This window comes from Gallaecimonas xiamenensis 3-C-1, assembly GCF_000299915.1.
GTDB classification, from domain to species: domain Bacteria; phylum Pseudomonadota; class Gammaproteobacteria; order Enterobacterales; family Gallaecimonadaceae; genus Gallaecimonas; species Gallaecimonas xiamenensis.
In genome coordinates, this window is sequence record NZ_AMRI01000007.1 from 1 (window position 1) to 25,239 (window position 25,239).

At 60.5% G+C, this 25,239-nt stretch carries 19 protein-coding genes; 1 reads left to right on the forward strand and 18 read right to left on the reverse strand.

Annotated features, from left to right (window positions below; translation table 11 throughout):
* Positions 1-198 (forward strand): hypothetical protein (locus B3C1_RS20595; RefSeq protein ID WP_237750976.1); only part of this gene is annotated, 198 nt, incomplete at its 5' end.
* Between the two features lie 162 nt (positions 199-360).
* On the opposite strand, the gene B3C1_RS06060 is transcribed toward B3C1_RS20595, so the two are convergent.
* The 18 genes from B3C1_RS06060 to tssM all read right to left on the reverse strand — a co-directional run bounded on the left by B3C1_RS06060 (position 361) and on the right by tssM (position 25,222).
* Entirely contained in the window at positions 361-693 is a 333-nt protein-coding gene (locus B3C1_RS06060) for an Imm3 family immunity protein (RefSeq protein ID WP_008483597.1), read from the reverse strand.
* A gap of 2 nt (positions 694-695) precedes the next feature.
* Positions 696-4,877 carry a deaminase domain-containing protein gene (locus B3C1_RS06065; RefSeq protein WP_008483598.1) on the reverse strand — a complete coding sequence of 1,394 codons (4,182 nt, stop codon included), beginning with the start codon at positions 4,875-4,877 and terminating at the stop codon, positions 696-698.
* 1 nt (position 4,878) lies between these two features.
* Positions 4,879-5,562: a hypothetical protein gene (locus tag B3C1_RS06070; protein WP_008483599.1), complete on the reverse strand. Its 684-nt coding sequence runs from the start codon at positions 5,560-5,562 to the stop codon at positions 4,879-4,881.
* Positions 5,547-6,416 (reverse strand): hypothetical protein, encoded by an 870-nt coding sequence (locus B3C1_RS06075; protein WP_008483600.1) that lies wholly within the window; start codon positions 6,414-6,416, stop codon positions 5,547-5,549. Before B3C1_RS06075 ends, B3C1_RS06070 begins: the two co-directional genes overlap by 16 nt.
* Complete coding sequence (locus B3C1_RS06080; RefSeq protein WP_008483601.1) at positions 6,416-8,221, reverse strand: type VI secretion system Vgr family protein; 1,806 nt, start codon at positions 8,219-8,221, stop codon at positions 6,416-6,418. The genes B3C1_RS06075 and B3C1_RS06080 overlap by 1 nt, the downstream gene beginning before the upstream one ends.
* An 84-nt stretch (positions 8,222-8,305) precedes the next feature.
* Positions 8,306-8,785 carry an Hcp family type VI secretion system effector gene (locus B3C1_RS06085; protein ID WP_008483602.1) on the reverse strand — a complete coding sequence of 160 codons (480 nt, stop codon included), beginning with the start codon at positions 8,783-8,785 and terminating at the stop codon, positions 8,306-8,308.
* Positions 8,786-8,867: 82 nt separating this feature from the next.
* The gene (tssH, locus tag B3C1_RS06090; RefSeq protein WP_035481306.1) at positions 8,868-11,462 is read right to left on the reverse strand and encodes a type VI secretion system ATPase TssH; all 2,595 of its coding nucleotides are present in this window, start codon (positions 11,460-11,462) and stop codon (positions 8,868-8,870) included.
* A gap of 4 nt (positions 11,463-11,466) precedes the next feature.
* Entirely contained in the window at positions 11,467-12,444 is a 978-nt protein-coding gene (tssG, locus tag B3C1_RS06095; RefSeq protein ID WP_008483604.1) for a type VI secretion system baseplate subunit TssG, read from the reverse strand.
* Positions 12,441-14,252 (reverse strand): type VI secretion system baseplate subunit TssF, encoded by a 1,812-nt coding sequence (tssF, locus tag B3C1_RS06100; protein ID WP_008483605.1) that lies wholly within the window; start codon positions 14,250-14,252, stop codon positions 12,441-12,443. Before tssF ends, tssG begins: the two co-directional genes overlap by 4 nt.
* On the reverse strand, positions 14,249-14,710 hold the full coding sequence (gene tssE / locus B3C1_RS06105; protein ID WP_008483606.1) for a type VI secretion system baseplate subunit TssE: 462 nt from the start codon (positions 14,708-14,710) through the stop codon (positions 14,249-14,251). The genes tssF and tssE overlap by 4 nt, the downstream gene beginning before the upstream one ends.
* Positions 14,700-15,479, reverse strand: coding sequence for a type VI secretion system accessory protein TagJ (locus B3C1_RS06110; RefSeq protein ID WP_008483608.1), 780 nt, complete (start codon positions 15,477-15,479; stop codon positions 14,700-14,702). The genes tssE and B3C1_RS06110 overlap by 11 nt, the downstream gene beginning before the upstream one ends.
* An 11-nt stretch (positions 15,480-15,490) precedes the next feature.
* Complete coding sequence (gene tssC / locus B3C1_RS06115; RefSeq protein WP_008483611.1) at positions 15,491-17,005, reverse strand: type VI secretion system contractile sheath large subunit; 1,515 nt, start codon at positions 17,003-17,005, stop codon at positions 15,491-15,493.
* Between the two features lie 39 nt (positions 17,006-17,044).
* Positions 17,045-18,538: a type VI secretion system contractile sheath large subunit gene (tssC, locus tag B3C1_RS06120; RefSeq protein ID WP_008483613.1), complete on the reverse strand. Its 1,494-nt coding sequence runs from the start codon at positions 18,536-18,538 to the stop codon at positions 17,045-17,047.
* On the reverse strand, positions 18,535-19,041 hold the full coding sequence (tssB, locus tag B3C1_RS06125; protein ID WP_008483614.1) for a type VI secretion system contractile sheath small subunit: 507 nt from the start codon (positions 19,039-19,041) through the stop codon (positions 18,535-18,537). The genes tssC (B3C1_RS06120) and tssB overlap by 4 nt, the downstream gene beginning before the upstream one ends.
* A gap of 40 nt (positions 19,042-19,081) precedes the next feature.
* On the reverse strand, positions 19,082-20,215 hold the full coding sequence (tssA, locus tag B3C1_RS06130) for a type VI secretion system protein TssA (protein ID WP_008483615.1): 1,134 nt from the start codon (positions 20,213-20,215) through the stop codon (positions 19,082-19,084).
* A gap of 29 nt (positions 20,216-20,244) precedes the next feature.
* Positions 20,245-21,027, reverse strand: a complete 783-nt coding sequence (locus B3C1_RS06135) for a PP2C family protein-serine/threonine phosphatase (RefSeq protein WP_008483616.1) — start codon at positions 21,025-21,027, stop codon at positions 20,245-20,247.
* A 4-nt stretch (positions 21,028-21,031) separates the two neighbouring features.
* Positions 21,032-21,703 carry a type VI secretion system-associated protein TagF gene (tagF, locus tag B3C1_RS06140; protein WP_008483617.1) on the reverse strand — a complete coding sequence of 224 codons (672 nt, stop codon included), beginning with the start codon at positions 21,701-21,703 and terminating at the stop codon, positions 21,032-21,034.
* A gap of 9 nt (positions 21,704-21,712) precedes the next feature.
* Complete coding sequence (tssM, locus tag B3C1_RS06145; protein WP_192813349.1) at positions 21,713-25,222, reverse strand: type VI secretion system membrane subunit TssM; 3,510 nt, start codon at positions 25,220-25,222, stop codon at positions 21,713-21,715.
* Positions 25,223-25,239: the final 17 nt, after the last annotated feature.

Below are 25,239 nucleotides of genomic sequence, written 5' to 3' on the forward strand. Positions count from 1 at the left end.
CATATACCCTCAGCAGTCGCTGATAATCACGCTCGCCTTGGATTTGCGTTTTTAACGACAAAACGCGACATCAGAGCGAAAGGAGCACCCTCAAGGCTGATTAATACCGCACTGTCGATGCAATGCGAAAACTGGACTTTGGTTACTCAGAAGATGGATGTCCTTTTTACTATTTCTCTTCTGGCTTACTATTTATGATTACTCAGAAGATGGATGTTTCAGAAGATGGATGTTCACTTTTTTACTCTTTTTTACTCTCCACTTTTTTACTCTTTTTGTAAAGGTGTCTGGGAATTGAGGGCCTGCATTTGGCTACATCTTATAGTTTGGAACAACAAACCCGCCATTGGCGGGGTAACTTTATGCCAGCAGAGATGATGTACGGTTCATATCATCTCTTAACTTAAGCCGTTCCTCATCACTAAGTTGTGGATCACAATACCCAAGATCGATCCGCCGCAACAATTCCTGGGTTTGCTCTTTGATATCGTCCCTGAGAAAACCATGCTTCACACCTTCTTCACATAAAACCATATAGATAATTAGCTTTTCTAGCTCACTATCCTCAATTGACTTCGCATACTCAACCTGCACACGTGAAGACGCCTGCCGAATATCGAGCCCATCCCCCATAAACTCTTCAATATCCTCATGGATAAATTCTTGAAGTTCTTCGTACGACCATTTATCCACGATTATTCTCCCGCAAATACGTTCAGCTGAATATTTGGGTATCGATCTTTAAAGTCGAAAATAACGTCTGTACAACTGGTGCAAGTCAACCTTTCTGTAAACAGGTTTATAGAGCCTGTTGCATTTCGATTACTTCCAAGTCTTAAAGCCACATCATTCAAAATCTTGAACTCAGTATCCCATTGCCTTGTATATGCATCTGGTGTACCCACCCTAACATTGTCGGGGTCGACCGCCTTCGGTTTAAAAATCCAATCAGATTCGTCAGCCAAATGCACGAACCCATCAGCACCTTTATCTGTAGGATAATTAATACGGCTATGAGCCTTCAACTCAGTTGGCAATCCTGGTATATCAAGCTGAGCAACTCCCACGTTGCCGCTACCTCGAAGTTTCTTAGGTAGCTCCACACGAATATCATCAACTCGGGTTTGTAGCGTTTGCTGAATCTCTAGCCTTTCAGCTTTGGTCAACACTTTCGTGTTTGGAACAACCTTCTTCTCAGCCTTGGCGAGCTTCCCTAGCTTACCAGCTTTGCCCCCGGGCACAACGTCGAGGACACTGGTTGGTGCCAGGGCCGCTACGGCGGCAGATGTTGCCCCTAGGAGTGGGATTTTCCAATCCTGGCCCTTAGCAACGGCTTCTGCACCCATGTCATCCAGTTTGGCCTGCGCGTCGCTTTGCAGCTGCGCCAAAGGTGCCAAGGTTGTCTTTTCATCGACCCAGGCTAGGGCTTCTAGAGCGCCGTCTTTCGCCTCGCCCATGGCATCGAGCAGCGGGGATTCGTCACAAAGCCCCAGGGGATCGATATAGTCCACGGGGTTTGGGGTATAGCGGTAGCTATTAAGGCCGCCTTTTAAACCCAGGGGATCGGGGGTGAGGTAGCGGCCGGTTTTGGGGTCGTAATCGCGAAAGCGGTTGAAATAAAGGCCGGTGAGTTCGTCTTCAAACTGGCCGGGCAGGCGCAGGGGTTGGTGGATATCCCCTTGGCACTGGTAGTTACCCCAGGCATCGCTTTGGGCTTTCCAGGCGCACTGGCCCTGGCTGTCCCAGAGGCGGATGGGGGCTTTGCGCCAGTCCAGCTCGTAAAAATACACCTCGCCGTTATGGATGGTCAGCAGCGGCTCTTGGGTTTGCGGGTCGCGGATAAACCACTGCCAGCGGCCATCGCGCTGTTCGCCAAGGAGGTTGTCACCCTGCCAGAGGTAACTCACGGTGCCGTCCGGCCCTTTGCGCCAGGCCCGGCGGTTAAGGGCGTCGTAGCCGTAGCGAAGCTGCAAGCCGTCACGGTTAAAGGCGATAAGGCCACCTTCGGCGTCAAAGTAGCGGGATTCGTCCCGCTCGCCGCGCAGCTCCACCTCGGCGCCCAGGGCGTCATAGCGGCGCCAGGCATTTTCGGTGCGCAATAACCTGTCTTTACCTAGCTGATCCTGTTCGCTGCGGCGGTTACCCCCTTCGTCGTAGCGAAAGCGGATATCGCCGTCGCTGATCAACTGGCCGACGCTGTCACGCTCGAAGCGGGTTTCCCCGGTGTCGGAGTCTTCCAGCTCTTCGAGGCGAGACTCTGCGTCCCAGCTGTAGCGGCGCAGATGGCTTTGCTGGCCCTGCCAGCGACGATTGATCAACCGGTCATGACGGTCAAATACCTGGCTTTGCTGGTTGCTACCGGCCTGGCGATTTTGCTCGCGACCACTGTCGTCAAAGCTGCGAGTCAGCACCGTCTCGCCGTTGACCTGCACCTGGCACCAACGCTCCCCTTCAAAGGCAAAGGCGATTTGGGTGCCGTCCGGCAGGCTAAGGCGTTGCAACTGGTTACCATGGCCATAACCGAAGCCGACGCTGTGGCCGTCTTGGTCATGGCGCACCATGCACCCCTGGCTGTCGTAGCGCCAGGCCAGGCGCCGCCCTTCACAGGCAGCGGTGACCATACGGCCCAGGTGGTCGTAGCGAAATTGCTTGGCTACCGGTTGGCGGCCTTTGCCCTGGGAATTTTGGCGGGTGACCCGGCCACCGGCATCCCGTTTTAAGTGCTGGACCCAGTCGCCACTTTGCTCCCGGTGCACTATCTGGCCATTGGCGTCGTAGCGGAAGCGAATGTCTCGGCCATCCGGTGCGGCAACCCGGTCAACCTGGCCAAGGGCGTCGTAGCCCAGCTGCCAGCGGCCGCCGTCGGGGCGCACCAGGTCCACCAGGCGGCGGGCCTTGTCGTAGCTGTAGTGGACGGTTTTTCCGTCGGGGCGGATATAGCGCAGCGGCCGTTCGCGGCCGTCGTACTCGAAGCGGTGCACTTCACCCAGGGCGTTTTCAAAGCGGCTTAAGCGCCCGGCGCTGTCGTAGCCGAAATGCCGGCTTTGTTGCTGGGTAGGGGCGTTCTCTGGGAACTGGTGGCTGGCCACCAGTTTGTCGCCGTCGTACTGATACTGGGTGACCAAGTCATGCACCAGTTGGCCAGCAGGGCGACCCAGAGCGTCGTAGGCGAAGCGGCGCAGGTGGCGGTCTTTCTCTACCGCCAGGGGCTGGCCTTTGGCATCCAAACCGTAGCGTTCAACCCGGCCATCGTCACACTGGGCCTGTTGCAGCCAGCCTGCGTCGTTGTAGTGATACTGCCATTGGCTACCGTCAGGGCGGCGCTCGCTTAAAAGGCGCCCTATGCCGTCGACTTTGCGCTCCACAAAACGGCCATCCGGCAGGGTTTCGGCGATGCAAATGCCAAGGCCGTTAAAGACCCGGCGGTGGCGGCGGCCGTCAGGCTGCCAATCACAAACCGGCAGGCCACGGCGGTCAAACTCATAACGCCAGGCCCGGCCGTCCGCCAAGCGGTAACGGCGCAGCCGCCCCTGGGTGTCGTAAGTCCATTGATGTTCACCACCGTCCGGGCCACGGCGGGCGGTGATGCGCCCGGCGTTGTCATAGCGGTACAGCCACTGGTGGCCAAAGGCGTCGGTGACGGTGGTCTGGCGGTTAAGGGTGTCGTACTCGAAAGAATAATCGTCGGAGCCATCTTCACCTCGGGTTCGCACGCAGCGGGCGCCGGCCCCTATGCCCTGCCAGTCCAACAGGAAACGGTAGCCGGATGCCAGGTGCCGCTCGCACAGCAGGTGGCCGAGATAACGATAGTCTTCATTGCCTTTCTGGCACTGTGCCGCCAGCAGGTTGCCGTTGTCGTCATGCTGATAACGGGCCAGGGGCAGCACTTTCTTGCCCTGCTTAAGGCCCATGCTACTGAGCCACTGGCCCTGCCAGCTCACCACCAAACGGCGTTCGGGGGCCAGGTCGACGGCGCTGAGGCGGCCTTTTTTGTCGTAGTAGAAGAGCCAGCGATGCCCAAGATTGTTGTGGAGGGCGTCGGGCCGCCATTGGTCCTTGCCGTGGGGCAGGAAAACCCAGACCAAGCCGCTGGGCTCACTGAGCACCATGCGCCCGTCCGCCTTATGTTCCAGACGGTGGCCCGTCGCGGCCTGCCAGCCCACTTCCTTGCGGCCCAGTAGTGGAAAACGCAACAAGCGGCCTTCATGGTCCAGGGTGTAGCTGTGCTCATCATCCTGCCACAGGGGGCGCAACAGGTCGCAATACCAGCCATGGCCAAGGCCCACGTCACGCTCGCAAAGGCCGGAGCGGTACCAACGTTTCAGTACCAGTGGCATGGGGCCTTGGATCTCAAAATCCACCAATTGCAGCAACTCTTCGCCGCTGGCTGGGGCTACTGGATCGCCCAGCAATTCGGAATTGGCGGCGTCGGGGGGTACGCTGTCAGCAGTGGCACCTTTGGATTGGGCGTCGCCACCGCCATTGCCGCTACCAGCGCTTTGGTTAGAACCGCTGTTAGCGCGGGAATTATCAGCAGCGCCATCGCCACTATCAGCCCCGGCGGGAAATATGGGGGCATTTGGGACCGGTAGACGCCAGGCTTCCATATCCCCTTGTGCCAGGGCTTCGGCGAATAGCGAATAGGCATGGGACGGTGACGGGGCATTTTTACCCAGTTTCAACATATCCATGACCTTCGAGAACCCATCCACGTGCAGATCGGCTGAGAGCATAAAAATGCCACTCAACCAATCTGTCCAGGCCAGGACATCATCGCCCGGCGAGGTCACCTGCTGGCCCACGCCCCCTGCGCCCGGCAGGGCCAGCAACAGGACACTGCCTTGTGTCTGGAATTCGACGGAACTGATCGTACTCATGCTATCCTTCGCTACCTTGCCACTGCACCAGGGCCAACCCCATCATGGGGCTGTCATCCAACTCCACGACAACGGCTTTCCCTTGCCATTGTCCCCACGCCAGACCCTGGGCCATCCAGGCCCAACCATAAAGGGCGCCGGCGGTGTCCAGCGTCATACCCGCCTCGGCGAACTGCCAGTTCACTTCCGGGCCAGTCCAGCCGGCCATTTCTCCAAAGAACGGCATCAACCGCTCAAGGCGGTCATCAGCCCCCGAGCCCGGCATCATTACGGCAGCCGGTTGCGGGCAGTTTTGCCTGGCTCGCCGCAACAGCGGCGCCAGATCGGGATTGGCGTCCCAGCGCCCATCCATCATCAAGTCGATAAAGGCCAGGCCCTGAGCAGCCGGTGTGAGATCCAGGGCCAACACCCCCTTGGCATGGGGGGCGATAACCCGGGCTGCCTGCTTGGATTTCTCCAACTGGCTCATCAGCAGCATCAATCCTGCCCTACCCCTGGCTTCACCGACGCCTGCCGGCACTGTCCGCTCGTCGCCATAAGCCAACAGACACCAGTTGGGCCTGTCCTCGGCCAGCCAAGGAGCCAGGGCGTCATCATCGGCCTGTTCTCCCGGCAGGGCACCGGCCAACAGGGCCTTGGCGTCCTGGCCGCCAAGTTGGCCATTCAAGGTCAATTGCCAAGGCATATACGGCCTCCAAACAAAGACCAGGGCGCACCCCGGCTTTCCTTATTGGCCAGGCCCCAAAGCCTGTCCCTGAACTTCAATGCCAACTGTACCGGCGCCAACTTAAGCCAGTCGCCGCTGAGCTGCTGGCCCCAACATTGGCGACCTTCCAGGCGCCGGGGATGGCCGCCGGTGAGGTAGAGCTGGTTTTCAGCCACCACTTCGGCCAACTCCGGTTGGCGCAAGGTGCCCAGCCAAGGCAAAAAACGCCCCAGGTGGCTGTGGCCCATCAAGCTGACCAGGGTCTGTTCGTCTACCCTGGGAGCCAGGCTGTTGATGCTGGCCACCACCTGGCCTTCTTCGGCCTGCTGCCAAAGAGGGGTCAGCCAATACTGCCAGTCGGCCCCCTGGCTTTGCTCCCAAAGGGCCAGGGTGGCAGCGGCCAGTTCCTGGCCCGACTTGGCCTTGTGCCATAGCTCCCAGGGGCCCTGAGGGCCTTTGCCTCTCAGCCAACAGGCCCTGGCTTGCTGCCAGCCCCCTTCGCCTTGGGGCAATGCCAGGGCCGGGTAACAAGCCGCCAACCACCAGGCAAGGGGCCTGCCAAGGGCGCTTTGGGCCAACTCCTGGTGCAAACGCACCAGTTCTCCAGGCCAGAGACATTCCCGAGCTTCTATCAGCACCATGGCGTCCTGGGGGTCGGGTACCCGGCTCAGCAGCACCTCGGCCGCCATGGTCCTGTTACTCAGCTCCCCCAGTTGCCCCTGGGCCAAGTCGCCAATCAGGCGCCTGTCATGTTGTTTAAGCACGCCCAGATCGGCTTCATGGCTGGCCAGCATAGCCTGGCGCTGGGCGAAATAGCGTGCAACGGCATCCATCAGTTGAGCTTGATCGGGGTGCCTTTGATGGTGACGACAGAGCCCTTGATGCTGATCTCACCAGAACTCTTCATCTCTATCTTGGCGCCGCCACACTTGAGGGTGATGGAGGTGCCGGCATCCAGGGTGATGGTCTTGCCGACTGTCACTTTCTGGTCTCCGTCAATTTTCACCGTCTGGTCTTTGGTGACGGTGAGCTTGTCGTTGTTCAGGACCTTGCCGGTACGGTCATGCTTGATCTCGAACTCCTGATCGTTCTTGATCAGCAGCTTCATGTCCTTTTCGGCCTGCAGGTTGACCAGCTCTTTGCCTTTGGTGTCGTCAAACTGCAACTCGTTGAAATTGGCCGCTCCACCCTTGACGCTGTGGGTTTTGATACCGGAACGGTTCTTACCGTCACCGTCGGTGCTGTAGGGCAGGTTGTGGGTGCCGTTGTAGACGGACCCGGTCACCAGGGGCTGGTCGGGGTCGCCATTAAGGAAGGCCACCACCACTTCGTCACCGACCCGGGGAATAAACTGCACCCCAAAACCGGTGCCGGCCCAGGGGTGGGCCACCCGCACATAGCAGGAGCTTTCATCGTTGTTCTTGCCTTCCCTGTCCCAGTGGAACAGCACCTTGATGCGCCCGTCCTTGTCCACGTGGATCTCTTCACCGCTCTTACCGGTGACGGTGGCGGTTTGAATGCCCGGGATCACCGGCTTGGGATAACGCTTGGGCAGGATATCCAAGTCGTCAGGCAGGCACTGGAAGGCATTGGCAAACTGGAAGGAACCGGCGTCACTGGCGCCGTCGGCATTGAGGGGCACCCTGGCCGACAATGTCATTTCGACGATATTGAACTGATTGGGAGAGGGGATCTTGTCCTCGTGCTCCTTGAAGCCAAAGCTCATGCCGACACTGAAAGAGCGCAGGTCCGAACGCCCTTCCACCAGGCCGGTGCTGTTGATCAACGCTTCCAGGTGTTGCTTGGAGCGGTTCTTGCTGGCCAGGGCACGGTTTTCTTCACCGTGGTAATAGAAGGCTTCTTGCAGGCCGAACTTGTCCCCGGCCGGTTTGCCAGCCGTTTTCTCGTCCACCCTGTCGTTGGGAGCCGAATAGTTGTAGGACCTGTCCACCCATTTGGCGGTGGCGGCCTGGCTGCTGACCAGCCAGCGGCTGATATGGGCCTCGCCCTTGGCTTTGGAGCGATAGATCACTTCCTTCTCGGCCGCCGGCTCGAAGGCCTTGGCGGAACTGGCGATCACCAGTTTGTGGCTGCCCTTTGCGTGCTTGAAGAAGAAAAACAGGCCGTCGTTAGCCAGAATGCGGCACACAAAGTCCCAGTCCGATTCCTGATACTGCACGCAGTACGGCAGGCTGTAGGGAGTGAAGGATTTCAATGACTCTTCGATGGCCTGGCTGTGTTCACCCAGGATCTTCTTGGCGATCTCCACCGACGTCATGTTTTGGAACACCCGGCTGTTGATACGGCGGGTGGCGGACCAGGCACGGGGTACCACTATGGCCTGGTAGCGCTGACCTTCTTTGCTGTGCTGGGCCTTGCCCAGTTCACTGATGCTGAGGATATGGCCGTTGAAGAAGCGCTCTTTGGCGCTGGCCTTATCGCCCAGGCCCAAGCTGATGGAGACGTTCTCCCCGACCAACTTGTCCAAATCTTTGATACGTTCGTTAGCGAAAAAGCACACCTGGATGTTGAATTGCCGTGAGACACCTTCACTGACGTCAAGACGTTCCAGCACGAGGGCATCCTGCCCAAGGGGGGTGTGGATTTTAAGAAAGTGATGTTGCAGTTCCTTGCCCATGTCTCTCTACACCATCCAAGCGAATAGAAAACCAAGATGGGGAGGGCGACCGCCCTCCCCAGGGGGACATCAAACCAGCAAGCCTTACAGCTTCTGACCTTTGACGCCGCTGTAGCCGTAGACCAGAGGGGCCTGGGCGTTGTTTTTGTCGTCGGTGGGGGTAACGGTCATCATCATCTCGGTGTAGGAGATGGTGACGGTTTCAACCGGACGGTCACCGGCAACAGACAGGGAGTAGTTGGAGATCATGGCGTCGGTCAGTTCGATCTTCATGATCTCTTCGATCTTCTCACCCTGCTTGGTGATGTGGAAAACCGCTTTTTTACCTTTACCGATGGTGGCTTCTTTGAAGAAGTCAGGGGAGGCCTTGTCCTGCAGCTTGGTGATAGTGATATCGCCCAGGCGGGTAGCAGAGGCTTCACGGTCCATGGCGGTACCGGTGTAAGCGGAGATCTCACGGTGTACGTTGAAGTCCATAGACAGCACAGTCACCAGCTCCTTGTACTGGTCTGCAGTGGCTTCACCTTTGATACCTTCGTAGTTCAGGTAAGTATTGGCTTGCATGGTATTGCTCCTTTCGATTGCGAGTTACGTCCTGTAACGAGGACAAGTTTTCCCAGCCCGGCCCTTGCCGGGCTGGGATGGGTCACACTGCGACGCCCTCGACGTCCACTGTCAGTTCGCCATCGGCAACAGACAGCCTGATGCCAGACACGGGGGTCTCGGCAGCCAGGCAGCGCAGTATTTGTTCCGACATCTGCGGCAGCACCTGCCGCTGAAGTATCTGTTGGATGTTGCGGGCACCAGAGCTGGCCTCGGTGCACCTATCCACTATGTTGTCCACCACCTCGTCGCTGTAGCTAAAGGGCACCTTGTGATGGCGGCCGATACGGTCGCTGACGCGGCTGAGCTGCAGGCGGGTGATCTCCGCCAGTTGAGGCGCGCCCAGCGGTTTGTATGGCAACACGCTGCAACGGCCCAGGAAGGCGGGTTTGAAGATTTTCAGGAGGTCGTCCCAGATGGCTTCCTTGACCTTGTCCATGTTGTCTGGAGCGGTCAGTTCGTCGGCGTACAGATCGGTGATGCTGTCGGTCGCCGCATTGGAGGTCATCAGGATGACGGTATTTTTGAAGTCAACGTCGCGGCCTTCGCCGTCACGCAGCATGCCTTTGTCAAAGACCTGATAGAAGATGTCCTGGACACCGGGATGGGCTTTTTCCATCTCGTCCAGAAGAATGACGCTGTAGGGTTTGCGGCGCACGGCTTCGGTCAAAACACCGCCTTCGCCATACCCCACGTAACCCGGGGGGGAACCCAAAAGCTGAGACACTTTATGTTCTTCCTTGAACTCTGACATGTTGATCACTGTCACGTTGGCTTCACTGCCATAGACCTGCTCCGCCAGGGTAAGGGCGGTTTCGGTCTTGCCCACCCCGCTGGGCCCAACCAGCAGGAAGACCCCCAGGGGTTTCTTCTCGTCGGCCAGGTTGGCCCGCGCGATGCGCACGGTCCGGGCAATGTCGTCCAGGGCGTGGTCCTGCCCCTTCACCCGCGCTTTGAGCCTGTCATCCAGTGCCAGGATGCCTTGAACCTCGTCGGCCTGCATCCGGCCCAGGGGGATACCGGTCCAGTCGGACAGCACTTCGGCCACCAACTGGTCATCCACCTGCCAGTGCACCAGGGGTTCGACCCGGGCGCCCAACTGGCTGCGAAGGGCATTGAGCTGCTCAAGCAGCGCGGCATCGTCACTGTCGCTTAATTGCTCACCCAGGGACAGAGCATTGGCCACCAGTTCCTGCTCGTTTTGCCAAGTGCTACTTAACTGTTCAACGGTTTCCTGAAGTATGGCGACCTCGGTGGCCAGTTCGTCCCGGCGCTTGCCGTGGTCAAAGCCTTTGCGTTGTTCCTTGTCGAGGATGGCCGCTTCGGTTTCCAGGGCGGTCAGCCGTGCCTGGGCCCGCTCCAGGGCCGCCGGCAGGCTGGCCTGGCTCATGGCCACTCGGGCACAGGCGGTGTCCAGCAGCGCCACGGATTTATCGGGCTGCTGGCGGCCAGCCAGGTAACGGCTGGACAACACCACGGCGCTGCGGGCGGCGGAGTCGGTGATATGCACCCCATGGTGCTTTTCCAGGATGGGAATAAGGCCACGGAGGATCTGGATAGCCACTTCCTCGCTGGGCTCTTCCACTTTGACGACCTGGAAGCGGCGGGCCAGGGCAGCGTCTTTTTCGAAGAACTTCTTGTATTCGGCCCAGGTGGTGGCGGCTATGGTACGCAGCTCGCCACGGGCCAGAGCCGGTTTCAGCAGGTTGGCGGCATCGCCCTGCCCGGCCTGGCCGCCGGCGCCAATCATGTTGTGGGCTTCGTCGATAAAGATCAGCACAGGCTCGGGCGAGGCTTTGACCTCGGCGATCACCTGCTTGAGGCGATTCTCAAATTCCCCTTTAACCCCGGCGCCGGCTTGCAGCAGGGCCAGGTCCAGGGTCAACAGCCGGCAACGCTTGAGGGCGTCCGGCACGGTGCCTTCGGCAATGCGTTGGGCCAGGCCTTCCACTACCGCCGTTTTACCCACCCCGGCTTCGCCGGTAAGGATGGGGTTGTTCTGACGGCGGCGGGTAAGGATGTCAATCATCTGACGAATTTCGTCGTCCCGACCCAGCACCGGGTCCACCTTGCCGGCCCTGGCCTGGGCGGTGAGATCGATACAGTACTGGCCCAGGGCCTCTTCCTTCATGGGCCCCTTGCGGGCAGGGTTGGGCTGGCTGCTGCCCAGCGTTTCACGCAGGCTGGGCCAGTCCGCCAGCAGCCGGGCCGGATCCAACTGGTCCAGTTCCTTGGCATGACGGGTGCCGATGGCGGCCATGGCGGCATCGTTAAGCAGGCTATAGAGCAAGGTGGCGCCACGGATCTGCGGTTCGCCGAACTCGATGGAACTGTCCATCCAGCACTGGCGCAGCAGTTCCACCAGGCGCGGCGACAGGGCCGGAGTGGCGCCGTTGCCGGTTTTGAAGCTTTCCATCGCCTGGTTGAGCTCGGCAGACAGCCTGTCCAGGCTCAGGCCATAGTGGCTGAAGATGGCCTGCAGATCGCCATCGCCCTCATCCAGCAACGCCTTGAACAGGTGCTCCACTTCCACGCTGTGGTGGGTTCGTTGATAACAGAGGCCCACGGCCTTCTCCAGGGCCTGGCGGCAACCGGGTTCCATGCGCTCGACCAGCGCTTTGAGGGTCATCGAAGACATCGCTTCATCCTTTCCTTGGCGTAAAGCCCACAGTCACTGTTCTGTCGGGCTGGGTAACGGCTTGTAAGAAACTGTCGGCGCCCAGGCAACCCTGGACCCCCAGGCGGGTACCGGGCAGGTAGCCGGCCTTGGTCTGCATCTGGCATTGCACCCGCACCCGGCTGCCTGCAAAGCTGCGGCTAAGCTGGGTGATGGTCTTGCTGTAGCGGCCATCGGGCAGCAGATCCATGGCCTGCTGCTTGGACTGGGGGGCAAAGGACAGCACCATGGCCTTGTCCGCAACCCAGGTCTTGCTACCCAGCACCGCTTCCCCCAAGCAGGCAAAACGCCCCATGGGATTGGCCTTGGTGGGCAGGCTACTTTGTTCGTCGGGAGCGATGGGCGCCCAGCCTCCTTGCAGAGGCCTATGTTGCACCTTGACCCCGGTCAGATCCGACAACACCTGGCACAGTACCGAGCCGCTCTTAGGGCCGCGCATCATGGCGGCGCCGTAATAGAGCTGGCTGTCGTCGCTGACCCCGGTCAGGGCCTGCATGATGGCGCTGAAGGGATCCTGGCCGCTCTGCTCCTGGGCTACCGCCGGCTGGGTACGGGCCCAACTGCGGTAGAAAAGGGACAGCAGCCTGTGGTTGAACAGATCCAAAAAGTCCTGCAAGGCCGGCGACTTGGCCTTGAGCTGCTGGAGCACCAACTCGCTGTAGTGGGCCGGCAGCACGCCACGGGCCCCGGTCAGGCTCATAAAGTCCACATCCAACACGGCGCGGGTCTTGCCGTCACTGGTGCGGTCATGGCGGGCCCGCACCACGTCCTGGCCGGCAAAGCCCTGGTGCTGGCGAGCACGGAACTTCACCAGTTCCTTATCGGGCCAGCCGTCTTCCCCAACCCTGTGCCAGGGGCCTTTGTCGTTTTTGATCTGCCGCTCGATGCGCCAGATCTCCCGATACAGGGCGCCGTTGTCCACAGGATCGCGATGGCCGGTCATAGCAGCTCCCGCTCCCCGACCCGGGTCGGCCAGACGTGGTAGTCCTGGTTATGCCCGCTGAGCTTGATGCGCAGCCGGGTAAAGGTGTTGAGCTGGGCAAACTGGGCAAAAAACCGGTCCAGTACCGCCGAGAACAGATAAACGCTGGCACCGGCGTAACGGGGCTTGGAAAAGCGGATGCTGATGTCGTTACCCTGGCACAAACCCTTGCGCACGCCGCTGCCCACCCGAGCCACCGCCGGCTTGATGCTCACCTCTTCGATACCTTCGATAAGGGCCCGTGACTCCGGGGTCTGCTTGAAGTCGTGCAGGTGCAGCACAGCCTTGAGCCTGTCCAGAGCGTCAGGCCCGGCGAAATGCTCCAGGGAGAGGTGGCGGATAAACTGCCAGCGGCTGGCGTCCCCCAGTTCCGGCCTTACCGTCGGGGTCGGCGCCAACAGCACCTTGGTCTCATGGATGTAGGCGTCTTCCGAACGCATCTTCGGCTGGCCACCGCCAAAGGGCAGTTGGGCCGGGGCGTTGCGGTTGCAGGCCAGCACCTTGACCCGCAAGAACCTGTCCCTGGGCAGCTCGTCTTCGTCCTGGTGCTCGAACTCCTGGTTGACCATGGACAGGTAGGTCTCGGTGCCGGGTTCATACTGGCCACCGGCCCAATCGTTGTAACGGCGCCGGGCATGCCAGTAGAGGCTGACGCTGTCCTGCCAGCGGGGATGGTGCAGGCCGTAATAGGGGGCCAGGGGCAACACTTCGTCGGACTTGACCAGCTCCACCCCCAATATCCGCACCACTTCGCCGGAGTCGGCATTGCGGTAGTTGGGCACCAGCCGGTATTCCAGGGCCTCTTCCTCGAAACGCAAGGTCTCGCTCAGGGTCTCGAAGGTATTGACCATGGGCACACAGCCCAAGCGCATATGGTCGGGAACCAGGCTTTTTTCCTGCTCTACCGAGCCTTCGGCCAGGTAGATGTACAGGTCCAGTTCCTTATCGTCCGGCCAATTAGGGTCCAGGCCGGTCAGGTCGGCAAAGAGAAATTTCTCGGCAAAGAGGAAGTGCTCCACCAGCAGTCGGTAACCGTCAAAGCTGCGCTGGCTGTAGGGCACCACGGCTTCCTCGGCGGCAAAGCCGGCCGCCTTGATGTGTTCCTTGCCGTAAAACCGCAGTTGGCGGCTGTCCCCGGCCGGGGCCAGGGCAAAGCCCAGAGCGCAGCGATGAATAAGTTCGTAAAGCTCATGGCTCTGGTGGGTCTGGCCATGGAGATAAAAGCGCAGGTAAGGCAGCTTGAGCTCGGAAAAATTGAGCGGCGCCGACAGCCGCAACTTGATCACCGCTTGGGCACCGTTGGAACCGGCCGGGCGCGGCGCATCAAAAGGCGCGTTCTCGAAGTTGGCGCTGTCCACAGCGACGTTGGCCAGCACATGGTCGCCCACCGAGCTGAAATAGCATTCCGGCATGTTCTCCACCAGGGTGGTGAAACTCAGGCCAGTCTTAACCTCCATATGGGAAGAAAGAGCCGGTGCCGGCTTGAGCTGGGCTACCGTCATCGACGGTATCGGTGCCTGGTAGTCCGGATAGAGGCTGCCCAGCAGTACATCGGCCAGTTCGGGGAAATGGCCGTCCAGGCGCTGGCGGATCTGTGCCGTCATAAAGGCCACCCCTTCGAGGAGGCGCGACACATGGGGATCTTCCACCGCCTCTTCGCTGATGCGAAGGCGCCCCGCCACCTTGGGATATTGCTTGGCAAACTCGGCCCCCTGACGGCGCAGGTAGGCCAGTTCCCTGTTGTAATACTTCAGCAGCGCTTCGCTCATCGCATACTTTCCTGCAAGGTCACAGACAGATTGATGGGCTCCATCTCCGAATCGAAGGCCACCGGCAGCGGCACCGGATCGGCCAACAGCACGGCGTCGATACGCAGCCTAAGCACCCTGTCTTCAGGGGTATCCTTGTCCCGCAGGCTGACCTCAACCTGGGTCAGCCGGGGCTCAAAACGGTTGATGGTCTTCTTCACTTCCTCACAGAGCCACAGCCGGCTCTCTTCGGTGGACAGCTCCATCACCGTAAAGTCGGGCAGGCCGAAGCCCAGCACCGAGGTGTCCAGCTCAGGGTGATGCTCATCCCAGGGCAGCCAACTGCGCCTGGCATTCATCAACCACTCCAGATCCCGGCGCACCGATTGGCGCAACTGGCTGACGGAAAAGCGCTGGGGCTCACCGTCATCCAACAGCCGGTCCAGGATGCTGAGCTGGGCCAGGATGTCAGCCGGCATGGCTGGCCTCGGTGACGTCACTGTTGGCCAGTTCCAGCAGGGTCAGGCCCTCGTCACCCACCAGGAACAGCTTCAGCCCAAGGCCGGTCACCACTTCACCCTGCTGCTGCCAGTCGGTTTCACGGCCCAGTTTTTGGCGGCTGTCGCTGCTGGCGGCATAGGTCAGGGGGATAAAGACTTCACCTTCACGTTCGTCGTTGAGGATCACCTGGGCACGGCGCCAGATAGTCTCGATGGGAGAGGTGGGGGCATGGAACTGGATCTGGGCGATCTCGTCGAAGCGCCACAGGTAGAACTTGCCGTCGGTACCCAGGCACTCCAGGTAAGGACCCAGGCTGTCGTCACAGTCGCGGACCTCCGCCAGAGGGCCTTGGCCGCCACGGCTGGCTTCCAGGCGGGTCGCCGCTTCGCCAGCGCCGTCAAGGTCGCCCGCAAAGAGCTTGGCCTTGAGATCAATTAGGGCCTCAAGGGCAGGACCCTGGGCCGCCACCACGTCGTCGGCCAATTGGCCTTGGTGGAAGGCCACTCGGGCTTGTTGGGCACGGAGCAGCTGGCGCAGGTTGGCGGCTCCCCCCAGCCATTCGGGCTGGCGTTTAACCAGGCTGGCCAGGGAATCGTCGGCCCGTTCCAGTTGACCGTCCAGGCACAGTAGTTCAATCAGCTTGGCCCGCAGGTCCAGGTTGGCCGGGTCGTCTTTGACCGCGTCCTGGGCTGCCTGGATGGCGTCTTCAAGTTGGCCGGTGGCCAGTGCGTCGATGATCCCTTTCATAAAAGCGTCCTTCAGGCCCCGGCAACCGGGGTCAGTTCTGTGATCAGCTTGACCCCGGTGACCAGCTGGTCGAGCTGGAAGTGGGGTTGCAGCCGGATAATGGAGTAATAACGCCCGGGTTCGCCGGGGCGCTCCCGAACCGTGACCTTGGCTTCACGCAACGGGAAGCGGGCCCGCATCTCGTCCGAGGCCCCTTCCGAGGCCATGGTGTAACCGTGCAGCCAGCGCTGCAGCTGGTTCTCGCACTCCTCAGGGGTACGGTAGCCACCGACCCGGTCACGGCCCATCACCTTGAGGAAGTGGGCAAAACGGGACACACAGAGGGTGTAATGGAGCATGCTCGACAAGCGGGCGCTCAGTTGGGCGGTGCTGTTGTCGTAGTGGCGCGGCGCCTGAACCGAAGCGGCCGAATGCAGCACCAGCATCTCGGTATTGATAAGGGGCAGCAGCGGCAAAAAGCCTTCTTCTGCCAGCAACCGTTCCAGGCGGTCCGACACCTGCCAGTCCACCGGAGTGCGGGTCTGGTAGACGGCGCCACTGGCAGTGAGCTTCTGGATAGCCGGCAGGTTGTCGATGGCGCCGAAGGTCACCCTGCCCCGCTGGTAACCGCGAATATTGGCGAACCAGCCGGACTCGCAAAAGGCACGGATGATGACGGTGCCCACCGCAAAGGAGGCCGGCCCCCATAAAAAATCCTGCTGCGGGTTGGCCCTGGACTCGATAAAACGAAAGGCCTCCGGCCCCTGGCCTTCGCCCCGGTAAGGAGGGCGCATCATCACCCTGGGCAGGGCCAGGGCCAGAAAGCGCGAGTCGTCCATGTCACGCAAAGCCCGCCACTTGGCCAGCTCCGGCGACTCGAAATGGCTGCCAAGCTCCCGCACCCCGGTCAGGTCGGCAAAGTCGTCGACCCCGAAGAAACTGGGCTCGGCGTTGAGGATCACCGGGGCAAAAGCGGCGGCGGCCACCCGGCTCAGTTCCTTGAGGATGTCGAGGTTGCTCTGGCCACCGATGCTGCGGTGGCTGAGGCTGTAGGCACCAATGAGTACGCCGAAAGGTTCGCCCCCCGGCATGCCGAACTCATTGGAATAAATTTTGTTGAACAACCGGGACTGGTCGAATTCGATAGCCCGGGTCAAATCTTTGGCCAGCTCGGCCCAGTTAAGATCCAAGGCACGGATCTTGACCAGGCCTTCGCTGTCGTCGTGGGCGGCCTGCTCGGTGAGCAGCCAGATCCCACGCCAATTGGCCTCGAGCTGTTGCAGCTCGGGGTGGTGCAAGATGGCATTGAGCTGGGCATTGATCAGCTCGTCCAGCATCACCAGCGTCTTGGCCAGCAGGGCTTTGACGCTGTTGTCTGTCCAGTTTTTGGCGGGATTGACCCGCCCAAGCCACATCAGCAGCGCCTTAAGCTCGTCCGGCTCGGCCGCCACCCTGGCCATGAAACCCATGGGCAGGATGGGGCTGGCCGTCTTGGCCTTAGGCTGCTCCAGATAGTCCTTGGCGACGAACTGCAATGCCATGTTCATATGCATCCTTGCGGGGCGGCCAGGCCGCCCCCGGCATTATCAGCCGCCGATCTCGGGGATCTTGGCCACCAGGCGCAGGGAGGAGGTCAGTTCCTCCATCTGCAACCAGGGGCGCAGCCAGGCCACGGCGTTATAGGAACCTGGACGGCCTGGGATCTCCTTGACCTGCACCTTGGCGTCGGCCAGGGGGTACTTGGCACGGATCTCCTGGCCACCACCCTCGGAGGCGTTGACGAAGGTGAGGATCCAGCGGTTCAGCCAGGACTCCACGTCTTCCGCTTCCATGAAGGAGCCAATCTTGTCCCGGGCCATGACCTTGAGGTAATGGGCAAAACGGGAGGTGGCCATCATGTAGGGCAGGCGCGCCGAAATGGCGGCGTTGGCGGTGGCGTCGTGGTTGTCGTAGACCTTGGGCTTCTGACAGGTCTGGGCACCGAAGAACACGGCATAGTCGGTGTTCTTGTAGTGGCACAGGGGCAGGAAGCCCAGCTTGGACAGCTCCGCCTCACGGCGATCGGTAATGCCGATCTCGGTGGGGCACTTCAGATCCGGGTCACCGTCGTCACTGGTGAAGACGTGGGTGGGCAGGCCTTCGACCTTACCGCCGCCTTCGGCACCACGGATAGCGGTACAGAAACCGTACTGGGCAAAGGCATTGGTCATGCGCGACGCCAGCACGTAAGAGGCGTTCATCCAGCAATACTTGTCGTGATCTGTGGTGTTGGAGCGGCCGGTCTTGGCATCCACGTCGAACTCTTCGTAACCGAATTCTTCGATGGGCTTGGTGGAAGCGCCGTAGGGCAGACGCGCCAGTACACGAGGCATGGAAAGGGATACGAAGCGGGAGTCTTCCGAGTCACGGAAAGAGCGCCACTTGGTGTATTCCAGGGACTCGAACACCTTCTCCAGGTCACGGGGCTTGGACAGTTCGGTCCACTCGTCGAAGCCGAACAGAGCCGGAGACGCCGCCGACAGGAAGGGGCAGAAGCCCGCCGCCGACACGTTGGACATCAGGCTCAGGGTTTCGATGTCGTTGGGATGGTTAGTGAACTCGTAGTCGCCGACGATGGCACCATAAGGCTCACCACCCGGGGTGCCGAATTCGGACTCGTAGATCTTCTTGAAGACCTGAGACTGATCGAATTCCACCGCCTTGGACAGATCCTTATGCAGCTCCTTCTTCGGCAGGTTCAGCACCCGCAGTTTCATGGTGGCGCTGGTTTCGGAGTTCATCACCAAGTGGTGTAGGCCACGCCAGGTGCCTTCCAGCTGCTGGAACTCATCGGCGTGCATCACGGCCGCCAGTTGGGTGGAGATCAGCTGATCCAGGGCGGTGATGGCCTGATTGAAGGTGACCGTCAAGTTCTTGTTCCAGGTGACGGTGCCCTTCATGGCCTCTTCGGTCAGGGTTCGGATCAGCTCTTCGGCGCGGCTGGTTTCAGTCTGCTTGGTGGCGCCAATGGCCTGTTCAAGCAGGGAAAGGGATACTTCTTCCTCGGCCGCGACGGCAGCGCTCTGTTGTTCGGCACTCATTCCTTGTCCTCCCCGTTACCCAGTTCCGTGGCCAGCTTTTGCAGGTCGTCGGAATTGTTCAGGACCCGCTCCAGCAGCACTTCCAGCTCTTCGGAACGGTCCACCTTGGTCATCAGATCCCGCAGCTTGTTACGGGTATCCATCAGTTGGCGCAGCGGCTCCACCTGGTTCACCACGGCGGCAGGTTCGAAGTCGGCCATGGAGTTGAAGGCCAGCTCCACACTCATCTGCGAGCCGTCGTCGCTGAGTTTGTTGTCCACCTTCATCTTGATTTTCGGGCTCATGCGACGCATCACGTCGTCGAAGTTGTCCCGGTCAATCTGGATGAAACGACGGTCCTTGAGGGGCTTGATTTCGGTATTGTTGTTACCGGAAAAATCGCCCATAACGCCGACCACGAAGGGCAGTTCCTTCTTGACCATGGCGCCTTCGGTTTCGACGTCGTAGGTGATGTGAACCCGGGGTTTGCGGACCCGGTCGATTTTCTTGTGAACGCTATCCATGTCATGGTCTCCTGTGGCAATTCACTGATATTGGCCAGCCCTATTCCTGGTCGCCCGCCCCGGGAACCCCAGTCAACCGGCAGAAGCCGGTGCGGGCACCCTCATCGCTGATGAGTTCCTGCATCAGCTCGGGCAGGGTCAGCTTGCTCCAGCGGATGGCTTGCTCAATGGCATAGGACACGGGGGAATGGGGTTCGGTCTGGCGGAAAAAGTCGGCCAGGCGGCCCAATTGCTTGACCGCCTGCTCGCGGCCCTTGATGGCCACCTCTATGGGATCGGCACCGGCCGGCAAGCCGCTGCCAGGCTCGGCGCCCGCTTCGGCGGCGACCTGGCTGTCTTCGGGCTCCACAGCCTGGGCTTGTTCCCGGGCCTTTTCGATGATCTCCCCGGCATGGAACCAGAGCACGTCACGGCAGCGCCTGAGGGCCTTGGTGATCTGACTGGTGGGCTGGGGTTCCTGGCTGGCGCTGTCCATGGCGTCGGACAGGCCCTGGAAGCTTTGCTGGGCAAACTCTATCTGGTCGGCAAGGGCCACCAGCTCGCTGGCGGGCATCTCCCTGACGGTTTGGGCTATTTGCTCGAAAGACGCGGCGCCCCCTCTGATCTTCTGCTCGGCCTTGTCTTTATCCAGGCGGTTGATTTCCGCTGCCTGCTCGCAATGCCAGGTGGCAAAGGGACCATAGGTTTGGCCCATAAACAGGGGAATAGACAACATGGGTTGCAGCAGGGTGCCTTCGGCATCCAGGCCGTTAAGGCCCACCAGAGGCGCCAGCCGGGTAGCCGCACCGTCTTCGTCGGGCAGGGGATAGAGCTGGTCCCAATGGGATTCGATAAGGCGTGTGGCAAGGACAAAGCCTTCCCCCAGGCCCAAGAAGCCGTATTCGCGGCACCAGGCTTCGATAAGCCAGGCCACCAGCTCAAGATCCTTGGAGCTGGTCTGCAGGATCTCCGGCAAGGCGCGGGACAGCTCCCGCCACTGGCTGGGGGGCTGGTAATCATCGTCCAGCACCGCCTGGCGTTCCAAGGCTCGGGCCTGGCTGCGCACGTCTTTAAAGGTGAAATAAGGGGAAGCCGGAGACACATCCTCACGGGTATCGAGACCGCAAGGATTGTCATCGGAAATGGGCGCCAGAACGGCGTCAAGATCAAAGAGAGAAACGACTATTTCGCTCACAAGCTATCCCTAGCATTTAAATCCAACGGCTAGCGAGAATAAATGGGGATGGTTACATCATCACCGTTCTCACCAGAAAATCCAGCATAGCAATCCAGCTCTGCCTTCACAAGAATACAGGTTATATTATCTTTTGATTTTTTAACCAAAGCTGAATGCATTATGGCGCGACCAGCGTCTTCCAATTCACCGACAGACAAAAAGGCATTTAGCTCTTCCTGATTAAATTCCTTGCTAATTCCGTCACTGCAAATCAGAAATATATCCCCTTCCTTCACCTCGCCACTCAGGTAGTCCGGGCGCAGTTCGTCGTCAACACCAACAGCCCTGGTGATCACGTGAGACAAGGGATGGGACTCGGCCTCGGCCTCATCAAGCAGACCTTGCTCAACCATTTCAGCCACTTGCGAATGGTCTTTGGACAATTGCCGAATACGGCCCTCCCTCGCTAAATAGCAGCGGCTGTCCCCCACCCAAAAAAGGTGAAATTGCCGGCCCTGCATCATTAACGCAACCACCGTCGAACCAACTGTTTGATCATCAAGGAAACGGATGCCGTAATCGCGGATTTTTTGATTTGAAAGCAACAAGGCACTTTCTAAATCATTTACAGAAAATTTGCCTGAATCCTTTTTTCTTATTTCACTGTCAACAGTGTCACAAATTAACTGACTGGCCACGTCACCGGCTTGGTATCCCCCCATGCCGTCTGCCACCACCCAAATTCCCCTGTCCCCTACATCCAGGTAGGCATCTTCGTTATGGTTCCGGGTGCCGCCCCTGTGGGTAAAGCCGGAAGAAAGGTATCGCATCGGGTTATTGCTCCATCAAAGTTGCGGTTTGCCATCCTTGTTCCTGCCACTGCCCGGCCAGCAGGGCTGCGAACTGCCCAACCTGGGGCAGGCCCCGGGTGGATAACCAGCAGGGCTCCACAAAAGCCGAGCCCTGGGTCCACCACAGGGTGCGCTCCTCTTCCCGGTTCAACAGGGCCGCCAGCAGGTGTTTTTCCTGGGCACCAGCCGGTATGACCAGGTTGCCTTCTTCGGCGGGCAGGCGCAGCCGCCCCGGGGCCGGGGCTGGCGGCTTGATCTCGGCCAGGCCCTGTTGCCAGGCCGCCTCGTCCCAATGGTCGTCCAATACCGCCAGTACTTTCTCTTCCATCAGGCTGGCCCACTGGGGGTCACGCCAGGCGTCCAGGGCGCGGCCCTGGTACTGGCCTATCACCATAAAGGGGAAGTGGCGCCCTACCCTGTCCACCGACGGGATCAGGGTGCCCACCAACCCCGTCTCGGACAGGGTGTCGGGGCTGGCGGCAAAGTGCCAGATGGGCGCCGTCAGGTAGGCGTCCAGCCAGTTGTCACCCAACTGCTCGCGGCTGACCGCCAGGCCCGCCTGGCACCATTCGAAGAACAGATCCCGAATGGCCGGCGCCAATTGGTGGCAGATGAAATCCCCTCTATTGGGCACCTTGCCGAAATATCCCCACATCAGTACGTCCTACAAGGTTCTGGGCAGCTGGAAACCTTCCAGCATGCTGGTGTTGAAGGGGTGCTTGACCGAGTTGGTCACCAGTTCCAACTTGGCCTGGTACTCCCCGAGGCTGATCTCCACCAATTCGTGTCTGTCCTGGGTGGACAGGCGCGCCGACTCCTGCAACAGCCGGAAGATGGCCCAGGGCCCCTGGTAGCTCACCGCCAGGGGTGAGGACTTACCGGTGGGGGTGAACACCACCCGGGTCATCTGGGCACCGGTGCGCTCCGGCCAATTGAAGCTGATAAAGCGCGGCGGATCGTGGCGGTAGATCAGATCCTGGCCGTCGATCTCCAGCATGAACTGGCTGACCCTTGAGTCCAGGAACACCGGCTTGAGGCTAAAGCCAAGGCGCGGCTGGGCAGAACCCCGTTCGAAGAACACTTCGCGGATCTGCTGGGCGTTCTCGAACAGCTTGAGGCTGCTCTGGCTGATACCGATGTCCTTGGTCAGGGTCCAGGGGCTGCGCTGGGTATCCACATAGGGCTTGAGCTGCTCGTTAAAGAAGCTGTCCAGGGTGCCGCCGTAGCCGAAGAAGGAGGCAAAGTCCTGCAGGGCCACTTCCGAGTCGGCCTGGCGTCTGAAGGGATACTTGCCGGCGATGGCACTGCGGTAATCCCGGTAAACGCTGGAGCGCCAAATTTCGTTCAAGGACCGGCTGACCGACTGGCGCACCACCTTGCGGGCGTCGACGATAAAGTCGCCCATCAGGCTGTCGAGCTGCTCGGTCTCGGAGTCGGCCAGGGCCGAATAGAAGTCCTTGAGGGCGTCGTCGAACTGGCCACGGTTGACGGTGGCAATGGCGTGGGGCCGGGACAGGCCGCCCTGCTCCTCGAAGTAGCGGGCCGCCACTTTGATGTCCCCCTGCATCCGCGCCACCATCTCGTCGTTGACGGCGTTCAGGCGCTTGAAGGCCAGCTCTACAGGGGTTTCCTGGGGCGCTTCTTCGGCGAGGGTAGAGGCCACCAGGCCGGACAGTTGGCGCTTACGCTCGGACAGGCGGGCATTGGCCAGGGTTTTGGCCTGGTCCGCTACCTCGTCGAGCTTGCCGGGCTCCTTGGGTTCGGTCAGGGCAGTGTTCTTCTTCACTGCGTCCAGCAACCTGGCTACCGGGGCTTCGGGGCCGGAGATCAGGTTGGCGATACGGGCACCGTCCCTGGCGTTGTCGAAGGGTTTGATACGCAGATCGTTGAGGAACTCTTCCCAAACGTAGACGTAGTCGCGGAAGTAACGGTCTGCTACCCCGGCCTTGATGGCGCCCTCGTCCAGGTTCCTAAAGTCGTTGTCCTCTTCGCCGTAGACCCAGGAGTCTTCCACCAGGCGTTTGACGATCTTGTCCTTCTCGGGCAGGAACACGCCGGTGTAGCCGTTGCGGGTATAGAGGCCGGGAATACCCAGGCCAAGTTCGGTGCCGGAGCGGCGTTCAAAGACGCCGTCGGCCACCGAGCCCAATATCAGCGGCAGGCGGAAGTCCGGCAGGCGCGACGCCTGGGCGTCGAGCTTCATGCGGTGATAGGCCCGCTCGGCAAGGGGCATGGCGGTCAGTTCCGCCTGGGCGTTGGCAATCAGCTCCATGTCCACCGGCAGCGCCTGGCCCAGGGCCAGCAGGCGGCCCAGGTGGCGGTTCAGGGATTGGCGGCTGGGGCCGTTGACCTCGCCGGGCAGCTGGCGCTCGAGCATCAGTTCAAACCAGGCCTGTACCTGGTCTACGTCCAGGTGCTTGCGGTCGTGGAGCATCAGGTAGGTCTTGAGGGTCTCGTAGAGGTACTCGAGGTTATCCAGGTTGGACCCTATCTCACTCTCGAGACTGCTGGTCAGGGCCTTACCCAGGCGTGCCTGCAGCAGGCGGCCATAGGCCCCTTCGGCAGCCTGGCCCAGCATGTCCCCTTGGAACAGGCCCAGTTGCTGGGGGCCACCGTCTGGCATGGGGCGCCCTTCCACCCCCGGCATGGAGGACACGGCGGTCAGCAGTTCATTCAGGCGCACCCAGTCCAGTTCCTGCTCTTCCAAGGTCGGTTGCAGGTCGGTGAGGGTGCCTTGATAGCGGGTCACCAGGTCGCTGTTCCATTGGTAGGACAGGTACCAGCTGACCCCCAGGGCCAGGGTACAGACCGCAGCCGCCGCCAGGGCAGCCCGGCGCAGCCAGACGAAGCGTTTCTCGTGGGCCAGATCGGTGCTAGCCAGATTGTGCTCGGAGAAGATGATGTCTTCAAAGAGTCGGTGCAGGAAGAAGCCGTCCCGGGTCTTGGCCGAGGCCGGCGCCGCCTGGGCCTTGACCTTGAACTGGCTGTCCACCAGTTGCGACACCTTGTCCTTGGCCTGGCCGCCCTGCTCGGAGGACACCAGGTAAATGCCCCGCAGCAGCGGCACCTCTTCATAGGCAGAGGGGAAGAACACTTCCTTGAGCATGTCCCACAGGGGCGCCTGCAACAACGCCAGCTGCTTGGAGAACTGGTAGATGCGGCGCTGGGCGTTGGGGTTGCGCTCCTGCTGGAGCCGGTGCAGGGCAAATTGGTCGACCCGGGTCAACAGGGCACTGAACTCTTCCTCAAAAACCCCGGGCAGGCTTTTGGGGTCCCGCACCGAAGGCAGGGAGAAGGTCATGCCGAACACCTCTTCCCGCTCCTTTTCCGACAGCTGTGCGAAGATGTCGTTAAAGCCTTCCAGCAGGTCGAACTTGGTCAGCAACAGGTAGACCGGGAACACCAGGCCCAGGCGGTTTTTCAGCTCCTGCACCCGTTGCTTGAGGGCACGGGCATGGAGCAGCCGCTCGGTGGGGGTCTGTTCCAGCAGGTCGGCCACGCTCACCGACAACAGCACGCCGTTAATGGGGCGGCGCGGCCGGTTTTTCTTTAAAAGACCCAAGAAGGAGTTCCAGCCCCGGGCATCGCGCTTGTCGGCGCTGTCCTGGGTGGTGTAGCGGCCAGCGGTGTCGATAAGCACCGCCTTGTTGGTGAACCACCAGTCGCAGTGGCGGGTGCCCCCCACCCCTTTGACGGCGTCTATGCCCATCTGCTCCTTGAGGGGGAACTCCAGGCCGGACGACAACAAGGCGGTGGACTTACCGCAACCCGGGGCACCGATGATCATGTACCAGGGCAGCTCGTAGACGGAACGGAAACGCCCCGGCTTCCACTTTTTCACCAGGGCCAGGGCCTCGCGCATCCGCTCGCGCAGGGTTTCCACCTCTTCCTTGAGCAGATCGTCGTCGGTATTGGCGCTGGTCAGCATTTCGTTGACCACCTGCTCGTTGGCTCGCTTCTCGCGCTTGATACGCAGCAGGTAGATGCCGGCCCAAAGCAGGGCCAGCACCAGCAGGAAGATGACCCTGGCCGCTACCGAGGCCAGGGGTTCCCAGCCGGCAATGGCCAGCAGGGGGCCGCCAAACCAGATCAACAGGGCAAGGGCCAAGGCCCCCAGCACCATAACGGTGTAGCGGGAACTGAGTATCGCTCCAAGGCGACGCATCCATGTCATGCCTTTCATCCTCTTAG